The organism is Microcoleus sp. AT8-A3 (genome assembly GCF_036705675.1).
Classification (GTDB): domain Bacteria; phylum Cyanobacteriota; class Cyanobacteriia; order Cyanobacteriales; family Microcoleaceae; genus Microcoleus.
This window is the reverse complement of record NZ_JAUBVD010000009.1, coordinates 140,479-163,326: the sequence shown is the minus strand read 5'-3', so window position 1 is coordinate 163,326 and position 22,848 is coordinate 140,479. Positions and strand designations below refer to the sequence as shown.

The 22,848-nt window shown below is 47.0% G+C and carries 17 protein-coding genes and 1 pseudogene; 11 read left to right on the top strand and 7 right to left on the bottom strand.

The annotated features are described in order from the left end of the window. Nucleotides 1-46 precede the first annotated feature (46 nt). The 5 genes and pseudogenes from QUB51_RS08010 to QUB51_RS07990 all read left to right on the top strand — a co-directional run bounded on the left by QUB51_RS08010 (nt 47) and on the right by QUB51_RS07990 (nt 4,267). Nucleotides 47-832: a MotA/TolQ/ExbB proton channel family protein gene (locus QUB51_RS08010; protein WP_333212572.1), complete on the top strand. Its 786-nt coding sequence runs from the start codon at nt 47-49 to the stop codon at nt 830-832. Nucleotides 833-847: 15 nt separating this feature from the next. After that, nucleotides 848-1,576 (top strand): biopolymer transporter ExbD, encoded by a 729-nt coding sequence (locus QUB51_RS08005; RefSeq protein ID WP_333056049.1) that lies wholly within the window; start codon nt 848-850, stop codon nt 1,574-1,576. Between the two features lie 147 nt (nt 1,577-1,723). Continuing rightward, nucleotides 1,724-2,393: pseudogene (locus tag QUB51_RS08000) on the top strand (IS607 family transposase). A gap of 9 nt (nt 2,394-2,402) precedes the next feature. Then, nucleotides 2,403-3,479, top strand: coding sequence for an RNA-guided endonuclease TnpB family protein (locus QUB51_RS07995; protein ID WP_333260532.1), 1,077 nt, complete (start codon nt 2,403-2,405; stop codon nt 3,477-3,479). 590 nt (nt 3,480-4,069) lie between these two features. Beyond that, entirely contained in the window at nt 4,070-4,267 is a 198-nt protein-coding gene (locus tag QUB51_RS07990) for an NblA/ycf18 family protein (protein ID WP_006635253.1), read from the top strand. Between the two features lie 435 nt (nt 4,268-4,702). Here the strand turns inward: QUB51_RS07990 and QUB51_RS07985 are convergent, their stop codons facing one another. The 3 genes from QUB51_RS07985 to QUB51_RS07975 all read right to left on the bottom strand — a co-directional run bounded on the left by QUB51_RS07985 (nt 4,703) and on the right by QUB51_RS07975 (nt 7,257). Next, nucleotides 4,703-5,152 carry a hypothetical protein gene (locus QUB51_RS07985; RefSeq protein ID WP_333056052.1) on the bottom strand — a complete coding sequence of 150 codons (450 nt, stop codon included), beginning with the start codon at nt 5,150-5,152 and terminating at the stop codon, nt 4,703-4,705. Between the two features lie 80 nt (nt 5,153-5,232). Beyond that, a complete protein-coding gene (locus tag QUB51_RS07980) occupies nt 5,233-6,435 on the bottom strand; it encodes an anhydro-N-acetylmuramic acid kinase (protein ID WP_333056053.1) in 1,203 nt (400 codons plus the stop codon). A 90-nt stretch (nt 6,436-6,525) separates the two neighbouring features. Continuing rightward, nucleotides 6,526-7,257, bottom strand: coding sequence for a PP2C family serine/threonine-protein phosphatase (locus QUB51_RS07975; RefSeq protein WP_333224993.1), 732 nt, complete (start codon nt 7,255-7,257; stop codon nt 6,526-6,528). 117 nt (nt 7,258-7,374) lie between these two features. On the opposite strand from QUB51_RS07975, the gene QUB51_RS07970 reads away from it, so the two are divergent. Next, the gene (locus tag QUB51_RS07970) at nt 7,375-8,556 is read left to right on the top strand and encodes an RNA-guided endonuclease TnpB family protein (RefSeq protein ID WP_333056055.1); all 1,182 of its coding nucleotides are present in this window, start codon (nt 7,375-7,377) and stop codon (nt 8,554-8,556) included. Nucleotides 8,557-8,874: 318 nt separating this feature from the next. Here QUB51_RS07970 and QUB51_RS07965 read toward each other — a convergent pair whose 3' ends face one another. The 3 genes from QUB51_RS07965 to QUB51_RS07955 form a co-directional block, all read right to left on the bottom strand. Then, the gene (locus QUB51_RS07965) at nt 8,875-10,641 is read right to left on the bottom strand and encodes an AarF/ABC1/UbiB kinase family protein (protein WP_333056056.1); all 1,767 of its coding nucleotides are present in this window, start codon (nt 10,639-10,641) and stop codon (nt 8,875-8,877) included. Nucleotides 10,642-10,752: 111 nt separating this feature from the next. Then, nucleotides 10,753-11,085 carry a DUF6825 family protein gene (locus QUB51_RS07960; RefSeq protein WP_333056057.1) on the bottom strand — a complete coding sequence of 111 codons (333 nt, stop codon included), beginning with the start codon at nt 11,083-11,085 and terminating at the stop codon, nt 10,753-10,755. Nucleotides 11,086-11,973: 888 nt separating this feature from the next. Continuing rightward, on the bottom strand, nt 11,974-13,542 hold the full coding sequence (locus QUB51_RS07955) for a serine/threonine-protein kinase (RefSeq protein ID WP_333056058.1): 1,569 nt from the start codon (nt 13,540-13,542) through the stop codon (nt 11,974-11,976). Nucleotides 13,543-14,296: 754 nt separating this feature from the next. Between QUB51_RS07955 and QUB51_RS07950 the strand changes: the two genes are divergently transcribed. The 3 genes from QUB51_RS07950 (at nt 14,297) to QUB51_RS07940 (ending at nt 18,314) form a co-directional block, all read left to right on the top strand. Next, complete coding sequence (locus QUB51_RS07950; RefSeq protein WP_333056059.1) at nt 14,297-14,911, top strand: hypothetical protein; 615 nt, start codon at nt 14,297-14,299, stop codon at nt 14,909-14,911. Nucleotides 14,912-15,408: 497 nt separating this feature from the next. Beyond that, nucleotides 15,409-17,067, top strand: coding sequence for an ABC transporter substrate-binding protein (locus tag QUB51_RS07945; protein ID WP_333056060.1), 1,659 nt, complete (start codon nt 15,409-15,411; stop codon nt 17,065-17,067). Between the two features lie 236 nt (nt 17,068-17,303). Continuing rightward, nucleotides 17,304-18,314 (top strand): ABC transporter permease, encoded by a 1,011-nt coding sequence (locus QUB51_RS07940; protein ID WP_333056061.1) that lies wholly within the window; start codon nt 17,304-17,306, stop codon nt 18,312-18,314. An 11-nt stretch (nt 18,315-18,325) separates the two neighbouring features. Here QUB51_RS07940 and QUB51_RS07935 read toward each other — a convergent pair whose 3' ends face one another. Beyond that, the gene (locus QUB51_RS07935; protein ID WP_333056062.1) at nt 18,326-18,736 is read right to left on the bottom strand and encodes a hypothetical protein; all 411 of its coding nucleotides are present in this window, start codon (nt 18,734-18,736) and stop codon (nt 18,326-18,328) included. Nucleotides 18,737-19,256: 520 nt separating this feature from the next. Between QUB51_RS07935 and QUB51_RS07930 the strand changes: the two genes are divergently transcribed. Together QUB51_RS07930 and QUB51_RS07925 are read left to right on the top strand one after the other, a co-directional pair. After that, nucleotides 19,257-21,143: an efflux RND transporter periplasmic adaptor subunit gene (locus QUB51_RS07930; RefSeq protein WP_333056063.1), complete on the top strand. Its 1,887-nt coding sequence runs from the start codon at nt 19,257-19,259 to the stop codon at nt 21,141-21,143. 475 nt (nt 21,144-21,618) lie between these two features. Then, nucleotides 21,619-22,836: an ABC transporter permease gene (locus tag QUB51_RS07925; protein ID WP_333056064.1), complete on the top strand. Its 1,218-nt coding sequence runs from the start codon at nt 21,619-21,621 to the stop codon at nt 22,834-22,836. Nucleotides 22,837-22,848 lie beyond the last annotated feature (12 nt).

The window sequence follows — 22,848 nt, the reverse complement described above, 5'->3', positions numbered from 1 at the left end:
TAGAACAGAAGCAAAAGTTAGCGGGTACTGCAGGAGCAAAAATATTGTGAATATTCAAGAACTGTTTCAAAAAGGCGGCCCCGCCATGTGGCCCCTGTTGGTGTTATCGATTTTATCTTTGAGTACAATTATCGAGCGTTTGTGGTTTTGGGCAAGCCTCCTGAGCAAAGAAAAGCAGATAGTTAGCCGCATTCTGGAAGCCGCTCGCAGCGATTGGGGGGTGGCTAACGAGATGGCCAGACAAGCTAACAGACAGCCGATCGGGCGATTTCTTTCTGCACCCCTGCGGCTCTACAATCCCGAACCAGATTTATTTCGACTCGCACTCGAAGCAGCAGCCGATGAAGAGTTGGCTTCGATGCGCCGCGGCGACAAAATCTTAGAAGCTACGATCGCTCTGGCGCCTTTGCTGGGCTTGCTGGGAACAGTCCTGGGCTTGATTAACTCGCTCAGTTCCATCCGTCTGGGCGACATCGGCACGGCGGCCACGAGTGGCGTGACATCGGGCATTGGCGAATCGCTGATTACGACTGCTACTGGGATGGTAGTAGCAATTTTTACCTTGGTGTTTTATCGGATATTTCAAGCTTTTTTGTTCAACCAGGCAAAAATATTTCGCAAAGCTGGAAATGAACTCGAATTGCTTTACAGACAATACTGGCCTGCTGCTAATGCTAAGGGTCGAGCGCCCGGTGCCGAATACAGCAATTCTTCCTTTGGTGCAGATGGTTTGAACAGGCGTTCTCTCAATTCTCAAGAACCGGGAGAACGGAATCGGGAGCCGAAATTGAAAGGTTCCGATCCGGCTGAAGATTCTCCTTCTAATAATTAAAACTCCTGAGAACTAATGAAGATTAATCTAGATACTCCTGCTGAAGAGGCTCGGATTGAACTGGTGCCTTTAATTGACGTGATATTTTGCATTCTGACGTTTTTTCTCCTGGCGGCTTTGCAACTGACTCGCCAGCAAGCCATTAATGTCGATTTGCCTAAAGCGAAGACTGGACAAACGCAGATGCGAGAGATGCTGATTGTCAGCATTGACGATTTCGGGCAAACTTATATCGACCAATTGCCTGTTAATTACCAACAGCTCGATCGAGTTTTAAAGAGTTTCCAAAGCCAAAATCCTACGGGGTTGATGGTGCTGTACGCTCCTCAAAATGCTAGATATGCCAAGGTTGTCGAGGTTTTAGACAAATTGAGAGAGGTAGGGGGCGATCGAGTTGCCCTGGCAACTCTTCCTAGTTCGGCTTCCTCCCCATTGCCCAATCCCTCGCTTCCCAATTCTGGCATTCCCGCGACACCTGCGATCGGCAATTCAGGTCAACCTCTGCCGTCTCCTGTGCCTCCGGGGCAGCAACAGTTCAACCCCAATCAGTTTCAATCCCCTCTCCCCGCTCCCGGGCAGCAGCAGTTCAATCCGAATCAGTTTCAATCCCCTCTCCCGGCTCCTGGGCAGCCTAGCAACTTTGGGGCAAATCAGGGCATTCCTCCTGTTTCGCCTGCACCCGCTGCTCCCAATTTCAGTCCTGGAGTCGCCACTCCACCGCAAGATGGCGGGCCCTCCAATTAGTTAGGAAGAAGGTTCGGCAACGGATTGTGTAAGGGATGTAACGGATGTCAGTCCGATGTCCGTCGGAAGAAGGGAGAAGGAAGAAGGGAGAACAGAGCTAGTCCCTAGGTAGCGAATAAATAGACAAAATGATACACTTATAGACAAATATGCGGTGTACCATTTTGTTTAAGCTCGCGCGTTTTCGCAAAAAAGCTGGGATTGTCAGTAAAAACACTCCAACGTTGGGACGTTTCAGGGAAGTTGCAAGCCTTGCGCACCCTGTCAGGTCATCGGTTCTACACCGAAGATGATCTCTTGATAGCCAACGGATTGAAGCCCATAGAAGCCAACCGAAAAACGGTCGTCTACCGCCCTTGTTTCGTCCAGTGGACAGAAACCGGAACTCAAAAATCAGATGCTGGCAATGGAAGCTTTCTGCCCTTGTCGAGGATTAACAGTCGATGATTGGGTGTCAGAAATTGGGGGCGGACTAAATTTTAAAAGGAAAAAGTTTCTAGCAATCATGCTGTCAATGCTCAAAGGTGAAATATCAATAATTGTAATTGCACACAAAGACAGAATGTGTCGCTTTGCTTTTGAATTCATCCAAGAGCTTGCCACGTCGGTTGGATGCGAAATTGTAGTCGCCAATCAATTATCGTTGTCCCCCCAGCATGAATTAGTAGAAGATTTGATGGCGATAATCCACTGCTTCTCTTGCCGTCTATACGGTCTACGAAATTACTCCAAAGAGCTCAAAGAAAACCTAAAAAATGCTATTGACAAGCCCGTACAAGAACTGGCAAAATTGAGCAATCAAGAAATACAGTGTTGAGGTCGAACAATGCTTCTGTCCATCAAAACAAAGCTAAAGCTAAGCAAAAGTCAAGCCACAATAATGAGCAAGCACGCTGGAATAGCAAGGTTTACTTATAATTGGGGCTTGGCTACTTGGAGTAATCTTTATCAAGATGGACTGAAGCCAAATAAATACCTCCTCAAGAAATTCTTTAACAACCATGTAAAACCTGAGTTTACGTGGATTAAAGAGGCAGGTATTTGCCAAAAAATTACCCAGTATGCGTTTGATAACCTTGGGGATTCTTTCTCTAGATTCTTCTCAAAAAAAGGTGGCTATCCCAAATTCAAGAAGAAGGGGCATCACGATTCTTTCACTATTGATGCGAGTGGTAAGCCTATCCCTGTGGGCGGTACATCTATAAAGTTGCCGACAATCGGCTGGGTAAAAACTCACGAGGGATTGCCTCATACAACTTGCAAGTCAATTACCATTTCGCGCACTGCCGATAGTTGGTTTATCGCATTTGCCTACGAACAACATCATGAACCTACAATCAAAAGTCATGATGTTGTAGGAGTTGATTTGGGAGTCAAAGAGTTAGCTACACTTTCAACTGGCGTAGTATTTCCGAACCCAAAGCACTACAAAGCACATCTCGCAAAACTCAAGAGGTTGTCAAGGGTTTTTGCCAGAAAAGTCAAGGGTTCCGAGAATAGATACAAAGCCAAAATTCAATTAGCAAAGCATCACGCTAAGGTAGCAAATCTTAGAAAAAATACTCGGCATCAAATCACTACTTACTTATGCAAAAACCACGCAAAAATAGTAGTAGAAAATTTGAACGTTTCCGGGATGTTGGCAAATTATAAACTAGCTCAAGTAATAGCTGATTGTGGATTCCATGAATTCAAACGCCAGTTAGAGTACAAGGCTAAAAAGTTTGGCTGTGAAATAATCGTTGCCGACCGATGGTTCCCGTCGAGCAAGACCTGTTCAAACTGTGGACACATCCAAGATATGCCACTCAAAGAAAGGACTTATAACTGTGGAAGTTGTGGTCATTCGATGGACAGAGATTTAAACGCAGCAATTATGTTATCGCGGTTGGCTAAACCGTGAAAGCTTACTGAGGGATAACCGCTCCCATGCTCCCGATGAAGTAAGAAGCAAATGTCTAGACTTGTCTAGTATTTGTGTAGCAGAAATAGAAATTTTCCCAATCTCCTCATCTCCCGCTCTCCCGCTCTTCCGCTCCTCATCTCCTCATCTTTCAATCTCCCCCTTTCCGCATCTCCCCATCTCCCGCTATCCTCATCTCCCGCTATCCTCATCTCCCGCTATCCTCATCTCCCGCTATCCTCATCTCCCGCTATCCCCCTCGCGGAGAGAAGATCCGCCGGATTTGGTATAAAGGGCTTCAATTATTTTGGTTCGTACTGAGCCTTTTTTCTCTTGACAAGTAGATACACTTGTATATGCCTGCGGAAGGAACTTTTGCAGACATCTCGCCATCTCTATCCCTAAGTAAGTTATTTCCTAGGACAGATGGTAATTTTGTCAAATCATTGTTACCTTTTGTAATATATACTAAAGCCAGATGGGAAATCGGGCATCCCGAAACCAACGGTCGATCGCTGAAACAACTTACAAATCTGGTTAATCCAGGTGTTCAGTTTTAAGTCACCTTTACTTACAGAGGAGTCAAAGTCATGAGCCAACCAGCAGAATTGTCTTTGGAACAGCAATTTAGCCTGTGTTCCTTCAAAACACAGGTAAGTGACATGAGCCGCGAACAAGCTCAGGAGTTTTTGGTCAAGCTTTACGAGCAAATGATGCTACGAGAAACCATGTACCGCCATTTTCTGAAACACCACTGGGGTTTAGAACCTAACCCAGGTGTTGAGTAGCCAAGAGTCGCAGTCGGCGACCTCCGTCTCTTACTCTGTTCCCTCAAGCGGAAAGGAGTTGGGGGTGATGGGGCGTCACTCGAAGGCAGAAGCTAGAACGCATCTGTAAAGACGTGAGGAAAATTTGACAATTCCTTTGTGGATTTCACTGAATGTGGAAGTCGATGTCAGCAGTTTGTCGATCGACACCACTGGAGAGTGCAAAGATAATTTATCGCGTCTCAACTCGAAAATTGGACAACTATTAATAAAAAGTGTTAATTTTTTAACCACTTAAAATTTTTAACAAATTCAATATATTTTTGTTTATTTGCAGCGGATGAGGTTTGACAACAATGGCGCTAGTCGGACATCTGAGCGCGACCTCCGACTAGCAAAACCTTTAGTTTTCACATCACAATCCCTAGAACTGGCAACTGTGGCCTCTAGAAAGAGTTATTCCGGCTGACGTTCCAGAGTCGCCTCCATTGTACTTGTCAAGTAATGACCAGACATGATGCCGCTAGATTGGTAGTAGCGGTTCTCATCAACCCGGTGAAGGGTATCAAAACCCGTCCGCCGCTGGCGTTCGTCTCCCAATACCCAATAACGCTGGACGATCGACTGGGGAGCAATCCAACCTTCGCCCTCGACGCGGGCGAGTTCGCTGTGTTGGAGTACAAAAGTATACTGCCGTTCATCACTGTTGAGGTGTCCTCGGTACTGCAAAATAATCTCTTCGCGATCGCCTCCAGGAAATACGAGCTTTGTCACCATACTGAACCAATCTGTTCGGTTCCAGCTCACTAAAGTTTTGCCTTTAACCGTAATTGGCACGCCATTGCGCTCAATCCAGCTTCCTTCGAGCGTCCATTGGCCAGATTCCATTAAAAACGTGTGAGCCACAGTGCTGTTCCTATGCTTTTCCTGCTGGCTACAATGCTGGTGCAACAACGCACAGCCGTTGTCCCTCAGACTCTATGCTATCACGCCCAACTGTGCCAACAAGAGTTAATTTCTCCTAAAAGTACCGATGTCCGGGCACCAGTAACTTGAGGCAGATTGCCGGGAATGCCCCGAACCCGCCATGCGGCTAAAACCGCGAACGCGATCGCCTCTTTAAAATCTACATTCAAGCCTGCCTCTGAAGTAGTCAACACTTGCACTGGATGCAATTGAGATTGCAATCGGCGTTTTAAGTAGAGGTTGTGGCTGCCGCCCCCGCATAGTAAAACTCGATCGGGCATAGCCGGTAAAAAAGTTTGGTAACTGTGAACGATCGAGGCAACAGTCAGTTCTGTCAGAGTAGCCAGCACGTCAGCAGGACTGAGGTTGTAACCTTCGGCCTCGACCAAACACCTGTCAAAATAGTCTACACCAAATAGCTCTCGCCCCGTTGATTTCGGAGGTGGTTGGCGGAAGAACTCTGATGCGAGCCAATCCTCGACTAAAGCTTGACAGGGAGTGCCCGATGCCGCCCAAGCTCCACCTTCGTCGATCGTCTTAGTGCCGCCTGAGAAGTGCTGTACTGCCAAATCTAACAGGGAATTCGCCGGGCCTGTATCCCAGCCCGATATGCCATCCCCAAGACTGAAAATCTCAGACTCGTCATTCTTTCCCCCTTTTCCCCTGGCCGGAAGATAGGTAACATTGCCAATTCCCCCTAGATTTTGGATGCAGAGGCTGATGTTGGGTTCCGCCAGCAGGCAGGCATCAACTATTGACACTAAGGGTGCTCCTTGACCCCCGGCCGCAATGTCTGCCGATCGAAAGTTACTCACCGTAGTAATTCCTGTCAATTCCGCAATTAGCGCGCCCCGCCCGATTTGCAAGCTGTAGCCCATTAACGCACCGGCGCTGTCTTTCTGGGCTTTCCCAGCAGGTCGGTGGTAGACGGTTTGACCGTGAGAGCCGATTAATTCGGCTTTATCATATTCTGCTTGAATTGTCAAGGCTGCCCTGGCAAATTCTTGGGCGATGGCATCATCTAATTGGGCTAGTTCAGCCATTGACAAAGCTGAGCCACTGCAAACCGAGAGAATTTGCGATCGCAAATTAGCAGGATAAGGGAAAGTGTTGCCGGCCACCAATTGCACTTTCAAGTCTGTTTGGGAACCGACCACATCCACCAAAGCAGCATCTATGCCATCCACCGACGTGCCGCTGATCAAACCGATAACGCGGGTCATTCTATTTTAGATTTTAGATTTTAGATTTTAGATTGTTCAATTTTTCGATTTTTCGATTTTAGATGGTCGGGTGCGATCGGGCGATGAATATTATTTGAGGTCGATCGTCACGATCACCACAGTAATATTATCGCGTCCACCTTTATCCTTCGCTGCTTGAATTAAAGCATTTGCAGCGCCCTCGCAGGCGCGAATCGACTTCAGAGGCGAAGCTATCAAAGGATCGGAAAGTTCTTCAGTCAAGCCATCGCTGCAGAGCAGCAAGCGATCCCCAGGCTGCACGTCCACCGGCAAAATATCTATCTCCCGCAAATCATCGCGGCCCAAACACTGGGACAAAACGTGACGCCAAGGATGAGAGCGAGCCTGGTCAGGAGTTAGGGCCTTTCTTTTCACAGCCTGAGCCACCCAAGTCTGGTCTTCAGTAATCTGTTCCAAGCGAGATCCGTGCAGTCGGTACAAGCGAGAGTCCCCGATATTAGCGCACCAGGGTCGGCCCTCATCCCTAAACATTAGAACCACAGCCGTAGTTCCCATATCAGCACGCTCCGGGTGGTCGAGCTGATCCGTCAAAATTGCTTGATTGGCAATTAAAAAAGCCTTTTCCAACAACACCGGAGAATCCTCTGGCCCTTCCCAATGTTCGAGCAAATAAGATTGAATCGCCTGAGTCGCAATCCGGCTGGCTTCTTGACCTCCGGCGTGTCCTCCCATTCCATCGGCCACTATGAAAAATCGCCCGTCAGAGTCTATGTAGTACGAATCCTGATTTACGGAACGAACTAGCCCTGTGTCTGTCTTACCTGCGAAAGAGCGTTTCATCAGAAAAAATGGGTCTGAAACCCCGTCCTTGTAGGACGGCTTTACATAGATTTTTGTTAAGACGTACCATCTTACATAAGAGGTGCTACTATGTAAAACAGCACATTTAAAGTAAGCATGACACTAAAAGCCTTCAGCTATCGATTATACCCAACGCCGGAACAGGAAAATTTGTTGCGACGTACTCTGGGTTGTGCTCGTTTGGTCTACAACCGTGCTTTAGCCACAAGGACTGAAGCTTGGTACACAGAACAGAAACGAGTAGGATATGCTGAGACTTCTTCAATGTTAACCGAATGGAAGAAAACTGAAGAACTAGATTTTCTTAACGAAGTTAGCTGCGTGCCTTTGCAGCAATGCTTGAGACATTTACAGACGGCTTACACCAATTTTTTTGATGGGCGAGCAAAATACCCTAACTACAAAAAGAAACGTAACGGTGGCAGCGCAGAATTTACTAAGTCGGCATTTAAGTTCAGAGATGGACAAATCTACTTAGCAAAAAACACACAAGCATTGCCAATTCGCTGGAGCCGTATATTACCTGATGGTGCCATACCATCAACTATTACGGTAAAGCTTGCACCATCGGGCAGGTGGTCAGTTTCTCTACTGGTAGATGTAGAAATTGAAAAATTACCCGAAACAGGTAATCAAGTCGGTATCGATTTGGGAATTACCAGCTTGCTTACCTTGAACACTGGCGAAAAGATTGTCAATCCCAAAGGATTCAAAGCAAAGTATCGCAAACTTAGAAGAGCGCAGAAAGCTTTAAGTCGTAAGCAAAAGGGATCAAATAATCGTTACAAGGCACGACTTAAAGTAGCGAAAGTGTATCAAGAGATCACTGATGCAAGGAAAGATAATCTTCACAAGTTAACGACGCGGTTGGTGCGTGAAAACCAAACCATCGCCGTAGAAGACTTAGCTGTGAAGAATATGGTTAAAAATCGGAAACTCGCCGCTTCTATAAGTGACGCAAGCTGGGGGGAATTGGTCAGACAACTTGATTACAAGTGTGATTGGTATGGTCGCACTTTAATTAAGATCGATCGCTGGTTTCCGAGTTCTAAGCGATGTGGCAATTGTGGCCACATTGTTGACAAGTTGCCGTTAAATATCCGGGAATGGGATTGCCCTAAGTGCGGTACTCACCATGATCGTGATATTAACGCTGCGAAAAATATTTTGGCGGCAGGGCTTGCCGTATCAGTCTGTGGAGCGACTGTAAGACCCCAACAGAGTAAATCTGTTAAGGCTGGTGCGAAATCCCCGTCAGGGAAAGAAGCAGAAACCTAAGTTGTGAGTCTTAGGAATCCTCGCCCTTATAGGGCGGGGTGGATGTCAAATTGTAGATCGTATGATGGTAATCCCATCTTAAAATTTCGGTAAACCCAGTAAATTAAGCAGCACCTGCAAAAAAAACAGGATTTATACCCAAAATCAGAGGTTTAGCTGGCGAAAAACTTAGGCAGCAACCGGGTTTTTCGCCTCAAAGCGCGTAAGTGTTGTAAATTTTAGCAATCTGTGGTATGGCAGCCAAAACTTAACATTCGAGGTCAAATTTTGGCTGGCGAGAAATCTCAAACCTGAAATTTCAAATCCCAAATTGCCCCATTATGACATCCTGTCTAAACGATCGATCCGCTTGAACAAACGCATAAGAGCCAACCCTGCACCCGCAGCCAGCACGGCAACAGCGACAGCCGGCCAGACCTGATTGCTGACAAACAAAATTGTCGCCGACAAAGTAAAAGCACTCATCAGCAAAGCATAATTCGTGCCCATTTGAGCGCTGCTCATCCGGCGGAGCAAACGCTCTGTTTCGGCAGAACGGACGCGAATCCGCAAATCTCCCTGTTCGAGTTTATCAATAGTCTCCTCAATCCGGCGGGGCAAACCCAAAGCACTCGAACTCACCTGAGCCGCCTGACGGCCGATTTCATTAAAAATGCTGCTACTTGTATCATGGCCATTTCCATTAGTCATAAGCTGCATGGCAAAAGGTTGTGCCACCTCCATAAAGTTGAACTCGGGATCTAAACCTCGGCCCACCCCTTCGATGGTGGAAAAAGCTCGCATTACAAAAGTAAAAGTAGCTGGGAAGCGAAAAGGTTGATTGTAGGCAATATCGTAAAGGTCGTCGGTAATCGCGCTCACAGACTGATTTTCAAAAGGCTTGTCCATGAAGTTATCCAGCATATACTGGATGCTGCGGCGCACCGGACTCATATCACCCGTAGGCACCAAGGCTCCCAAATTGATCAGAGAATCCATAATCCGCTGTCCATCCTTGGAAGCAATGCCGTAGAGCGTCTCCATCAGTCCTTCGCGGACGTTCGACTGGATTTGCCCCATCATGCCAAAATCGTAGAAAATCAGACAACCGTCAGCACTAACTGCGATGTTGCCGGGGTGTGGGTCAGCGTGGAAAAAGCCGTCGTTGAGCAACTGGCGCAAATAAGCTTTTGCGCCCAACTGAGCGATTAATTTACGATCGATACCGGCCGCTTCCAAAGCTTCGTAGTGGCTGATTTTAATCCCCGGCAGGTATTCCAAAGTCAGCACTCGCGGAGCCGCGTACCGCCAATAAACCCTCGGCACCCGCACCCAGTCACAGTTGCTAAAATTGCGGCGAAAAGTATCAGCATTGCGGCCTTCATGGAGATAGTCAATTTCCAGCCACAGAATGCGACAGCATTCCTCATAAATCCCCATCCAATCGCGGCCGCGGCCCCACTTAGGATGGTTTTGAAAGTAGCGGGCTATTCCCTTAAGAATTTGCAAATCGATCTCGAACAGTTTCCGCAGTCCCGGCCGCTGCACCTTGACCACCACTTCCGGGCCCGAATGCAGTTGAGCTTTGTGTACCTGACCCAGACTGGCAGCAGCCAGGGGCACCGGGTCAAAGCTGCGGTAGAGTTCTTGAACAGTCTTGCCCAAGTCTTGCTCGACAATTACCTCTAACTGCTCGTAGCTGAAAGCAGGCACTTTATCTTGCAGCTTAGAAAGTTCCTCGACAAACTCTGCGGGGAACAAGTCGGCGCGGGTGGAAAATAATTGGCCGACTTTAATGAAAGTTGGCCCCAAATCCAAGAGTGTTTCTCGAACCCAGATAGCTTGAAAGCGCCGTCTGGCAACTTTCTTTTCTTCAGTCACGCCTCCCCAGTAGCTCCAATTTTTGCTGTCGAGCCACAGCGAAGCCAGCCAGAGCAAGACAAAGGCCCAAATGTCGAAGAAGCGCCGCTTCCGGGAGTATTTTTCGCGATTCCAGCGATAAGCTTTACTTTTGTAGGATTTACTAGGAGTTTTTTGCTCATCGGCTTCGCCAGTGTGCTTGGGGGAGCGCTGGCGATTAACAGAGTCATCAAGGAGAGCAGACACTTGGGTTCCCAAATTGCTTATTTTATGTTGTTGCTTTGATTGAAAGTAGGAGCGCAGGAGCGCAAAGCAGTGCGCTCACGTTGTAAATAATAGTTGTGGTCGAGTCGATCCCTAGGGCAAACTGCTGCGGTAACGCTGCAATTCCGATCGCACCAGAGCCACTTCGGCGCGCAGCTCGTCAATAGTCGCTTGCAAATCAGCGGGATGGATGTCTTGAATGGTGGTGGTGCGATCGGTGCCAGTTCTGGTCTGCATCGCCTCATCCGAAGCTCTATTGGCCCGTTCCACAACTCGATCGGTGAACTGCCGCAGGCGTTCTCTTTGTTCTGCGTCAAATTTGCCGAGTTCAGAGAAAGCGTTGGTGGCCGCGCTTTCTAATTGCTCGTACAGTGCTTCGGCAAGTGCTCTGCCTACAAAAAAAGCATGAACTGGGGGTTTACTCATAAAAAATATTCGGTAAGTGGGAAACTCAGAGTCTTTAGACCTGAGAGGAAAACGACTCGGCGGTTTCAACCGCCTTGAATCCCCTTTCGGGGTTAGAGGGGTATGGTTGCCCCTCCAATGGAGATACAGTTGTCTCCTTCCTCCCTTGCGGGGTAATGTTCGTGCAGACCTGGTTATAAAGGCTTGTTAGACCTGCAACACTGTCGAGCGTGACTTTAAAACTGTTTAATTGCAGATGACAGAGCGGAAAACTGGCGTCGCACTCAAGGAGTGTCGTGACCTGAATAACGTCTCCTCCTGAGAGGGGTCTGGTCAGAACAGCTTGTAAGAAATTACAAGCTCAGTGGCTTTAGCCCTGAGTTCCTGACAAAAAATCTCTGTGCGCTTCCGCAACAAATTATAACTTGCTTGTCCCCGATGATGCTTGCTCCCAAAGGAAGGAATTTTGGGGGAATTGACACTCCCACCCCGAGTGTCGGAGATGGGATTCTTGAGATTTAGAACAGTCTAACGCGCCACGGCGTAGCCCTAAAGCGTCGCTTACACTGGCTCAAATTCGAGGTTGGGGTTGCTTTGTACCAAAATGTTTGCAGCTTGGCAGTATTAATACGCGACATCACACCACCTCAGCGCCGCGCACATATTATAACATAATTTAAATCCAAATAGAAAACAGTCCTGCAATTTTTTGCGGGCATTTAGATTGCCGAGGGAATAGGAAATATTCGATAAACTCAGACGGCGACTGTTGGGATTTTCAGATTCGACGGAAGTTTTTGGAAGATAGTCGTTGGCTAGGTAGGGCCTTATTATCTCAACTACTGAGCGGATATTTGCTGACTCATAAAACCAAGTATTTGTCCGCACTTTTAACCAACAAAAACCATACTAATTTGTCGCAGGTTCGGGAAAAGGCATTGTGGGATCTGCCACAGGGGGTGGTGAATCAGGTGCGATCGAACTATCTGAATAGTTGTCACTGCCGCTTGGTATTGCAGGCTCAGGCGATCGCTCGATCGGCGAGGCTATTACTGGTGACGGGGATTCCGACGACGGCCAGGTTTCAGCGCTAGCACTCTCAGGGGCAGGTGGGGCGGGTGGGGCGGGCGGTTCTGGAGGCAGGGGCGCAACTTCCGGTACCGGTGCGGCTTCTGGTTCGGGCTCTGGCTCGATTTCGGTTTGAGGCTCTGGAATGAGGGACTCAGAAGGCTCCTCTGCGGGTTCTGGCGCCGGGGATGGCTCAGATTCCGCTTCGGGATCTGGGGCGGGAGTTTCCTCGTTTGGAGACTCAGAAAGTTCGGCGCTAGTTTCTGAGGACTCGATTTGTTCGGGAATGTTGCTGCTGTCTAAGGGGGGTTTGGGGAGCTTGTTGAGTTCGATGGGGTAGAGAGGGGTGCTTTCGACAGACGGCTGTCCGAACATCGGCTCTGATAAATCGCGGGATTTGAGCAAATCTTCGAGAGATGGGAAGGATTCAATTTTGGGACTATTACTGAGACTGGTGCTGTTGTAGTGCGATGCTAGGTCAAAACCCATCCAGCCTGCAATTGCAGCCGTTACCACAAATGCCACAAAAGTCAACTGCGGCGGGGGAGGTGCGGGCAATCTTAGACTTTGCTTGCCTTTTCTTTTTACTGATACTCGCTCTGTTTCTTGCAGCATGGTGAGCCAATTTTCCACTGTCTGAGGGCGGTTGTGGGGGTCGATTTCGAGTCCCTGAAGGATGGCTCGCTCGATTCCTGGGCTGAGGTTGGGCTGAAATTGCCGTAAGTCAGTCAAGGGAATGCGATCGCGCAGGGGTGCTGCTACGGGCGCCACGCCGGAGAGTAAGTAGTAGAGGGTGGCGGAGATCGCGTAGATGTCAGTGGCCGATGTACATTTACCGTCATGGAGGTATTGTTCGATCGGCGCGTACCCAGGGGAGAGCAAGTTGGTGTGGGTTTGCTTGGTGCCGGCGGTAAAGCCGCGAGCAATTCCGAAATCTATTAACATTACTACGTGAGAATCGGCTCGCCGGATAATATTTTCTGGCTTGATATCTCCGTGCAGCAATCCGCTGTGGTGAACTGTACTTAAGGCTGAGGCTATTTGCCGAATATAGTGCAGGGCCTGGGCTTCTGGGAGCGGCCCATCGGTTTCGACTATTTGGGCGAGAGTTTGGCCCGGAATGTAGTCCATTGCAATAAAAGACTGTCCGGCTTCTTCAAAAAAGTCGATTACCCTGACTATGTTGGGATGCTGACACCGCGATCGCTGTTGGGCTTCGGCAATAAACTGCTGCTGAAATTGGGCAGATTCTGGGTGTTGGCGCAGACTTTCGTTGAGGGTTTTGAGTACGACGGTTTGGTTTAAATGGGTGTGGATAGCTCGGTAAGTGATGCCGAACCCTCCTATCCCTAAAGTCGCGTTAATTGTGTATTTGCCCTGTTGCAGGACTGTTGCTGGCGCTAAGTTCATCTTCAGTTGATGCCGTTTCCCAAACTATGCTACCGCCTTTGGGTTATTTCGCAGAGTTAGGGGTGAGGTTCGATCGGCGCCCTAGTTTGAGCTTTAGCTCTGCTATATCTTTAATCTTGGCATCCCCACGTCATTTTATCTGTAGTAGCGTGAAACTTAACGCTCCGGCTTTCCAATAATAAAAATCCCGCTCTTGTGGAACGGGAAAGCCATCAGGGTGCATCTATAATATCTGACTCTAACTTGTGGGGGGTACAACCCCTCATTGCTTTAGCAAGTCTTTAAAATTAGCCGATTTTTGTAAAAATTTAGGTTTTATGTTGACTTATGAGCAATCTTATGATCGCTAAGATTGCCGGATGGCGATCTTGAGCTTGGGGAATTGACACTCTCACGTCTGATGTTGCTCCCAGAGTCAAACATTACAGACCAGATTACCTTTTTGGCTCTGATGAAGTTCAGGCGAGCGGCATAAAATAACAAAGAGGCATCGTATGGGGCTTAATCTTGAGACTGCACATGGCTCAAACCTTGTAAATAAAAAGGCTGTAAGCATTCTCCCGACATTTGTAGCCCATAGCCATAAATGCTTCAATCGCTGTTCGCGTTACACAGCAAGGCCTGGAGGCAAGCTCAAGTTCTCCGAAGGGGGGAACTTGAGCTTAAGTTGTCACAAATGGGGTCTTCCTAGTAACGAGAAGCGATAGATTAGCAATTAGCAGCAATTAGTAATTACTTATTCTTTGGTTTGAATATGTCTGTTAAACAATCACATTACGAGACTTTACTAGCAGAGTACAGCGAATCTTCTGCCGCGATCGCCCTGCTGAAAAAATATCGGGTTTACATGGAAATGATTCCGAGTATCCGCCGCGCCCATGAGAGTTTAATCACAATTCCTTTGCCAATTGCGCGCTTGCGGGACGGGGTTTCTTATGCCGGAAGCAGCGGCACTAGCATATCGCCCGGACAGGCAGTTTGTTTGCCCTGCGATTTGGCGATTTTGATGTGCGATCCTGAATGGAAAGTTAAAATTGGAGTGGAAATTTTGATTTTCATTCATCGTCCGGGCGAAGAGTTTTCTGAGTTGCTCGGCCGCTGGCGGCAGTCTCAGGTTTGGCTGGATAAAGGTTACGAATGGGTGATGCCACACCGCTACAGACATATTTACAGCGATGAAGCTGAGGCTGTTCATCCGCTATTTGTTTTGTTTGAGGAAACGCCGGAACTGGTTCAACGGGGTTTGATGGCGGCGGGTTTGCCGTTTGTGGTGGAAAGTTTCGAGTCGGGGAGTGAGGAAGTAGAGGAGGAAGAGTTTCTGGGTAGCGGGGAACTGGGAAGTATTGGTGAAGAGAGTTTTGATTTGTAGGGTGGGTGCGATCGCCTATAGCCATCCTATTGCTTGAAGTAAAGTAGATTTTTTTTTTAACCGCAGAGGGCGCAGAGGGCGCAGAGAAAGAGAAAAGAGAAAAGAGAGAAATATTGATGTTTTTGAATTCCGAATCGGGTTGTTATATGCAGATATTCAAAAATCTTTTGGGTGAGGAAAGGAATGTTTATGCTCCCCCTAGATTCAGGGAGTAACTCTAAAATCTACAATCTAAAATCGAATGACCCATCTAGCTGGGCCGGAAATGTTAGCTCTCATGCTGGCTGCGTCGCCTAATGTAAAGGTGTGTCTTGATATTTTCCCCTCCAGCATGATATCATCAGGCTGCTCTATTTGGTTTGTTAATTTAGATGGGTTGTTAATAGAGAATTTACTAAATGAACCGCAGAGAACGCAGAGACCACAGAGGGGAGAGAAAGAGCAAATTATAATTTATTGATATGAGTATAATTTTCTATTAAACTGGAGCTATTGAAATGATATTGTTAAAACCCTGGCGTTTATTTTTATTAGGTCTAGTTTTTGGGATGGCTGTAATTTTATCAAATTGCGGCACTCCTTCAAACACTGTTAGCAATAATTCTCCAAGTCCGACAACTCCTGCTCCGGTTCCGGCTGGGGCTTTAGTTTACGGTGCGGGCGGGCCGCCGATTAATCTGGAACCGGGAAATATTACTGATGGCAATTCGGTGATTGTTATCGACCAAATTTACAATCGCTTGACTGATTTTAAACCGGGAACTGTGGAAATTGAGCCGAGTCTCGCTACTGAATGGTCAAGTTCTAAAGATGGTAAAACTTGGACTTTTAAGTTGCGTTCCGGGGTAAAGTTTCACGACGGTACGGATTTTGACGCGGAAGCTGTTAAGTTTAATGTGGATCGCTGGTGGGATGCGAAAAATCCTAACGGTTTTCGAGAAGCGGGCAAGAATTATCCGATTTGGAAAAATCTTTTTGCCGGCTTTAAGGGAGAAAAAGATTCTTTAGTAAAAGATGTGACGGTTGTTGATAAGTTTACAATTAAATTTGTTTTAAATCGACCTTTTGCTGCTTTTCCGTCGGCGATTGGGTCGGGTTATTTCGGGATGGCGAGTCCGGCGGCGGTGAAAAAAGCGGGTGCTAAATACGGCACTCCGGGGTCGCTGGCGGTGGGGACGGGGCCTTTTGTGTTTCGGGAATGGCGATCGGGCGATCGCATTGTTTTGGAGAAAAATCCGAATTATTGGAAAACGGGTACGCCAAAAGTCAATCAATTGGTAATTCGTTTTGTTGATGATCCGGCGGCGAGACTGGCTCAGCTACGAGCTGGACAACTTGATTTTACTGTGGATTTAACGCCGGATCAATTGCAAGAAGTTCAGGGAGATTCTAATTTAGAAGCTGTTGTGCGACCTTCTTTTAATGTCGGTTATTTAGCATTAAATCCGAGTTACGAACCTTTGTCAAAACCGGAAGTCAGGCGGGCGATCGCCCAAACAATTAACAAGCCAGCAATAGTCAAAGCTTTCTGGGGAGAACTCGGAAAACATGATTCGCAATTTCTCCCGCCTGCGCTGAATTGGGCGGCGTCAAATCAAGTTAAAGATGATGAATTTAACCCGCAGCAAGCTAAAGCAATGCTGGCGAAAGCCGGTTATCCGAACGGTTTTGATTTGGATTTGTGGTATATGCCCGTTAGCCGTCCATATTTTCCCACGCCGAAGCCGATTGCTGAGGCTTTGGCGGCGGATTTGAGCGCGATCGGGATTCGGGTAAAATTGCTGACAAAGGATTGGTCTGCTTATTTAGCCGATCGGCTCAAACCTCCCGGCTTTCAAGCTTTTATGTTGGGTTGGACAGGAGATTATGGCGATCCAGACAATTTTTATTATCCTCACTTCGGGCCGGGTTCGACGGCGGATTTGGGAAATTGGAAAAATCCGAAAGTTCTGGAACTTTTGGATCGGGGAAGGGCGAGTGGCGATAAAGCAGCTAGGGCGAAAATTTATGCGGAAGTTAGCGAGATTTTGCATGGGGAAGCTGTGCGTTTGCCGATCGTACATTCACAGCCGCTTTTAGGGAAACGCAAGAATATTCAAGGTTGGATTCCGAGTCCTTTGGGGTCTGAGTCTTTTGAGGATGTTAGTAAGTCTTGAATATGGCAGATTTTCCTTGTATCTAATTGTGTAGGGGCGGGTTTTACCAACAATATAGCCCTAATACCGACAATCTCAAAAACCCGCCCTCTTCTCTTGGTGGTTCCCTAAAAAAGGGCGGGTTTATCTATATTTTTAGTCATGCCAAATATTGCTCATAAAAAAAAACCTACCAATCATATAATAATATGTGAAAAAGCCGTAAAATCCGAGCCGATAGAATCTATATAAAAAACATGATTAATTATATTGTAAAACGTTTACTAGGACTATTGCCCGTCCTTTTCGGAATCACTCTGCTAGTATTTATCTTTTTGCATTTGATACCAGGAGACCCAGCTACAGTGCTTTTGGGAGAACGGGGAACTCCCGAACAGGTGGAAATTTTGAGAGCGAGATTAGGTTTAAATCAGCCTTTACCTTTGCAATATTTTGCGTTTTTATGGAGTTTGCTGTGCTTGGATTTGGGAAATAGCATTATTAGCGGTATCCCCATAATTGATGAAATTACAAGTCGCTGGCCTGCTACTTTTGAACTGTCTGTGGTGGCGATGTTGGTGGCACTGGTTATCGGAATTCCGGCGGGGATTTTGGCTGCTGTTCGGAAAAATAGCTGGCTGGACAATCTAGCGATGAGTGGTTCGTTAATTGGCGTATCTTTGCCGGTGTATTGGTTGGGATTGATGTTGATTTATTTGTTTGCTGTTTATCTGAAATGGCTACCTCCTAGCGGGCGCATTAGTGTAGATTTAGGGTTTGGTTTTAAGTCGATTACGGGTGTTTATGTTTTGGATGCGTTGCTGAGATGGGATTTGGTGGCTTTGCGGGATGCGATCGCCCATTTAATCCTGCCAGCTTTGACTTTAGGAACTATTCCTCTGGCTATTATAGCTCGCATCACTCGTTCTGCGATGCTGGAAGTGCTTTCTCAAGATTACATCCGCACTGCGAGGGCGAAGGGATTGCCGGAATATTGGGTGATTTTGAAACACGCTTTGAAAAATGCGTTTTTGCCGATCGTCACAACTATCGGTTTGCAGTTCGGCACTCTTTTAGGCGGCGCTATTCTGACGGAAACGATTTTCTCGTGGCCGGGAATTGGTTCTTGGATTTATAGCGGTATTCTGACGCGGGATTACCCAATAGTCCAAGGTGGAGTAATTTTTGTGTCTGTGACTTTTGTACTGATTAATCTGGCGGTTGATATTTCCTATGCTTTTTTAGATCCGAGAATTCAGTACCGTTAATTAAAAGGATATCAGACACGAAATGCTTGTTTAACATCCGGCCGCAGCAAGTAGTAAATGCTAGCTACTGCAAAACCCAGAGTTAAAAAATTGACTGCTGTACCGCCGCTGCCAAACATTTTGACAATTTGCGCGAGGGTGGCGATGATATGGACAATTAACGTTCCCGTCCAAGCCCAATTTTTGAGTTGAAACAAACCCCAAGTTAAGAGTAAAGAGAGGAGACCTAAAATAAAACTAATTCCAGCAAAAATTGCAATGAAGCCGCCAATTACAGTGCCAACTTTTGCCCCGCCGAAAGCCGCACCGAGACCACCAAAAATGCCAGCAAAAAGTAAGATGAACAAGCCGTCAAGGAGGCTGAAAATGCCGCTAATTAGCTGCAAAATTGCCAGAACGGTAACGCTTTGAGGACGATTCATTTTTGTTTATTTTCCATTTTTAAGGGGATTTGGAAAACATTTTACCCTGTTGTGGGCACAGGGCTGATATGGATTCAGGGTTTACGCACCGCTACCCGTGAAACCGGGTTTATGAGAATAAGTGTGTCCATAGTGTGCCGTTGCGAGATTCGCACTGGCATATATCCCGCAGCGAGGGGCTCACGAGTCGGCAATGACCGAGTTTAGTCGATCGCCCGCTGCCCGATCGGCCTTTGTTGCTGCTGAGGATCACGCCCCGATCTCCCAAAAATGATATTATTTATTAAAATATATTTTTATTTGCCAGCAGCCGGGAGCGATTTTGTTTAGATCCACCTCTTTTGGCTGAAAAAACTTAACATTTTTTAATAACTTGCAAAGATTAGCTATAATTGTTTACAGGTGCGGGTTGGGGAACTTTTTTGAAATCACCCGATCGGATGAGTCTGAAAGACGATGCCAAGCATCAGCAAAAATTTTACCTTTAAGGTAATCCTGAGATTAAATTAGGTGAGTCGGTATGATCGTTAGCCCTAAAAAGGAAACTGCTCAGGTCAAGGTGGAAGATACTCAGACTGTAGACACCAATCAGACTGTAGACACCAAGGCCGCAGAGACCAAAATTGCAGATAAAAAAACCGCCCAAAAGCAGTCTCCGAAGAAACCCGCGCGCAAACCGCAGCGGTGGGCGATTGGGTTGGTTGCAGCCGGGTTGCTAGCTGTACCGACCACAATATATATAGCAAAAAGCCGATCGCAGCCGAAAGTAGATGCGATCGCCACTATGACAGTGCCGGTGGAAGCGCAAAACCTCACGGTGCGGATCACGTCTAGCGGCACGGTGCAGCCCGTACAGCGCGTGAATCTCAGCCCCAAAGGCTCCGGCCGGATCGCAGAATTATTTGTCGAACAGGGCGATAAAGTCGAAGCAGGACAAATCGTGGCCCGCATGGAAAGCCGCGATGTAGAAGCTCAACTCGCTCAAGCTAAAGCCCGCGAAGCCAGCGCGCGAGCTAGACTGGCCAAAATCGAAGCAGGAAATCGATCGGAAGACATCGCCAGCGCCCGAGCGCGCTTAGAGCAAGCCGAGGCCAGTCTCGCGCAAGCCCAAGCCGGTAGCCGCGTTGAAGAAGTTGCAGGAGCCAGAGCCCGCTTGCAGCAAACTCAAGCTGGCTTACAGCGACTGCGAGCCGGCAGCCGCGTTGAAGAAGTCAGCCAAGGGCGAGCTCGTTTAGCCCAAGCTCAAGCTCGTTTAGCAGACGCTCAAACTGGTAGTGTAAAACAAGAAATTGCCCAAGCACAAACGCAAATTGACTCGAGTAAAGCCCAAGCCGAACTAACAGCTCAACGGGTGGAACGCAACCGACCTTTAGTTGAAGAAGGTGCTCTGGCTAAAGATAAACTGGATGAATTAATTAAAGAAAATCGCACTGCCCAAGCTAAATTAATAGAATCTCAAAAACGCCTGCAACAACTGCAAGAAAGTCGGGAGTCCCAAATTCAGCAACTGCAAGCTGCTGTGCAAGTCGAGCAGCAAGCATTGAACCAATTGCAAAACGGCACGCGCTCCGAAGAAATTGCGAGAGCCGAAGCAGAAGTTGCCGAAGCTAGAAGCAAATTAGCGCAGCTAGAAAACGGCAACCGTCCAGAAGAAATCGCCAAAGCCGAAGCAGCAGTTGCTGAAGCCAAAAGTCAATTGGCCGCACAAGAAAACGGTTCTCGCCCGGAAGAAATAGCTCAAGCTCAAGCTGAATTAGAGGAAGCTCAAGCTCAAGTACGCTTTCAAGAAGTGCAGTTAGAAGATACGAAAGTTCGCGCTCCTTTTGCTGGAATTATTACCCAAAGATACGCCATTCAAGGAGCTTTTGTAACTCCGGCCACTTCGGCATCGGAAGCTACTTCGGCAACTTCGACATCGATTGTCGCTCTAGCTAGAGATGTGGAGGTTTTGGCGAAAGTCCCGGAGGCTGATATCAGTCAAATTAAATCTGGTCAAGAAGTTGAAATAGTGGCTGATGCTTATCCAGATAAAGTGTTTAAAGGTCGCGTTAAATTAATTGCGCCGGAAGCTGTTAAGGAACGGGATGTGACGCTATTTCAAGTGCGAGTTGCCATTGATACGGGCAAAGATTCGCTGCAATCGGGGATGAATGTAGATTTGAGATTTGTTGGTCAAAAGCTGAGCAATGCTTTAGTTGTGCCGACGGTGGCAATTGTGACTAATAAAGGTCAAACGGGTGTGCTGGTTCCTGATGAGAAACAACAGCCGCAGTTTAAGCCTGTTACGGTTGGATCGACTATTGGCAACAAGATTCAGATTTTGGAGGGTGCAAAAGCGGGCGATCGCGTTTTTACCGAACTTCCTCAAGGTAAAAAGCTGGAGGATATTATCAAGAATCAGAAATAGGGCATAGGGCATGGGCCACAGGGCAGGGGGCCTTATTTATCTCGATCGCTCTAGGGTGTTTTCTTTCCCCGGACATCCCCCCTAACCCCCCTTCTTAAGGGGGGGACAAGAGCAGTCATTCGATTTTAGATTTTAGATTTTAGATTTTGGATTGACTTGCGCGAGATAAATTCGGGGGACGCAAGGATTTTAGATTTTAGATTTTGGATTGATTCCACGGATAAATCCGGGGGCTTGTACCATCAAGAAATTCTTGGTCAAAGTCCCTCTTAATAAGGGGGAGTTAGGGGATCTAGACTCGGCTACAAGCGAGTTTATTATGGGTTTAAATATTAAGTTGACACCAATAATCCCAGTCCCAAATCTAAAATCTAAAATCTAAAATCGAATAATCCAATCCCAAATCGAAAATCGAAAATCTAAAATCGAATAATCCCCAATCTAAAATCGAAAATCTAAAATCTAAAATCGAATTATGGATATTGTTGAAAGCGTCAAAATGGCTGTCACAACTTTGATGGCAAACAAGCTTCGCAGCACCTTGACGATGTTAGGAATTATCATCGGCAATGCTTCTGTCATTTCGATGATCGGTATCGGCGAAGGAGCTCAAACATTTATCGAAGGACAGGTTAACTCTCTGGGTTCAAACTTGCTATTTATTATTCCCGGAAGTCCTGAAGCACAAAGCCGCCCGGTGATTCCGCCCCAGACTTTAGTAGTGGAAGATGCAGAGGCGATCGCATCTCAAGTTGCTTCTGTCGAAGAAGTCGCACCAACTCTCAATGATAGTCAACTCGTTACCTACCGCAACAAAAATGTCTCATCTTCCATTGTCGGAACTACCCCAGAGTTTCTGACAGTCAGAAGCTTTGATGTTGCCCAAGGTCGATTTTTAAACAAATTAGATTTAGAAAGACAGGAAAATGTGGTTGCTTTAGGATCGGAAGCAGCCGAACAATTGTTTGGTAATACACCGCCACTTGGTCAATACATCCGCATCAAAAACTCGACTTTTCAAGTGATTGGTGTCATGCAGGCGAAAGGCTCAAGTTTTGGCGACAATCAAGATATGAATGTTTATTTGCCGCTGACAACAATGGCAAATCGGATCGTAGGTCGCTCGTCTCCCTACGGTACAAAAGTAACATTTATTTCGGTTTCCATTAAAGATGAAAGTATGATGCAAGCAGCCCAATTTCAAATAGAAAATTTGCTCAGGTTGCGTCATAAAATTACAAAAGAAGATGATTTTACTGTTCGCAACCAGAAAGATTTAATGAATACTTTGGGCAGTATTACTGGTGCTTTGACGTTGATGCTGGCTTTCGTGGCGGCAATTTCGCTGTTTGTAGGCGGCATCGGGATTATGAATATCATGCTGGTTTCTGTTACCGAACGCACGAAGGAAATTGGATTGAGAAAGGCGATCGGAGCTTCTCAGCAAGATATCCTAATTCAGTTTATGATCGAGTCTGTGATTTTGTCAGCGGCAGGCGGGGCGATCGGCACTGGATTCGGTATCGGCGGCGTGCTTTTAGTCGCTGCTTTTACTCCCCTGCAAGCTAGTGTTTCCCCAATGGCGATCGCACTTGCAGTCGGTGTTTCCGGCAGTATCGGCTTATTTTTCGGCATCGTACCTGCAAAACAAGCTGCTAAACTCGACCCGATTGTGGCATTGAGAAGTGCTTAAGAAGTCATTAGT

Coding starts and splice junctions, on each gene's coding strand:
- QUB51_RS07995 (WP_333260532.1), top strand. CDS start 2,403: ATGCTTCTGTCCATCAAAACAAAGCTAAAGCTAAGCAAAAGTCAAGCC.
- QUB51_RS08005 (WP_333056049.1), top strand. CDS start 848: ATGAAGATTAATCTAGATACTCCTGCTGAAGAGGCTCGGATTGAACTG.
- QUB51_RS07950 (WP_333056059.1), top strand. CDS start 14,297: ATGTCTGTTAAACAATCACATTACGAGACTTTACTAGCAGAGTACAGC.
- QUB51_RS07930 (WP_333056063.1), top strand. CDS start 19,257: ATGATCGTTAGCCCTAAAAAGGAAACTGCTCAGGTCAAGGTGGAAGAT.
- QUB51_RS07945 (WP_333056060.1), top strand. CDS start 15,409: ATGATATTGTTAAAACCCTGGCGTTTATTTTTATTAGGTCTAGTTTTT.
- QUB51_RS07980 (WP_333056053.1), bottom strand. CDS start 6,435: ATGACCCGCGTTATCGGTTTGATCAGCGGCACGTCGGTGGATGGCATA.
- QUB51_RS07955 (WP_333056058.1), bottom strand. CDS start 13,542: ATGAACTTAGCGCCAGCAACAGTCCTGCAACAGGGCAAATACACAATT.
- QUB51_RS07960 (WP_333056057.1), bottom strand. CDS start 11,085: ATGAGTAAACCCCCAGTTCATGCTTTTTTTGTAGGCAGAGCACTTGCC.
- QUB51_RS07940 (WP_333056061.1), top strand. CDS start 17,304: ATGATTAATTATATTGTAAAACGTTTACTAGGACTATTGCCCGTCCTT.
- QUB51_RS07935 (WP_333056062.1), bottom strand. CDS start 18,736: ATGAATCGTCCTCAAAGCGTTACCGTTCTGGCAATTTTGCAGCTAATT.
- QUB51_RS07970 (WP_333056055.1), top strand. CDS start 7,375: ATGACACTAAAAGCCTTCAGCTATCGATTATACCCAACGCCGGAACAG.
- QUB51_RS07925 (WP_333056064.1), top strand. CDS start 21,619: ATGGATATTGTTGAAAGCGTCAAAATGGCTGTCACAACTTTGATGGCA.
- QUB51_RS07990 (WP_006635253.1), top strand. CDS start 4,070: ATGAGCCAACCAGCAGAATTGTCTTTGGAACAGCAATTTAGCCTGTGT.
- QUB51_RS07975 (WP_333224993.1), bottom strand. CDS start 7,257: ATGAAACGCTCTTTCGCAGGTAAGACAGACACAGGGCTAGTTCGTTCC.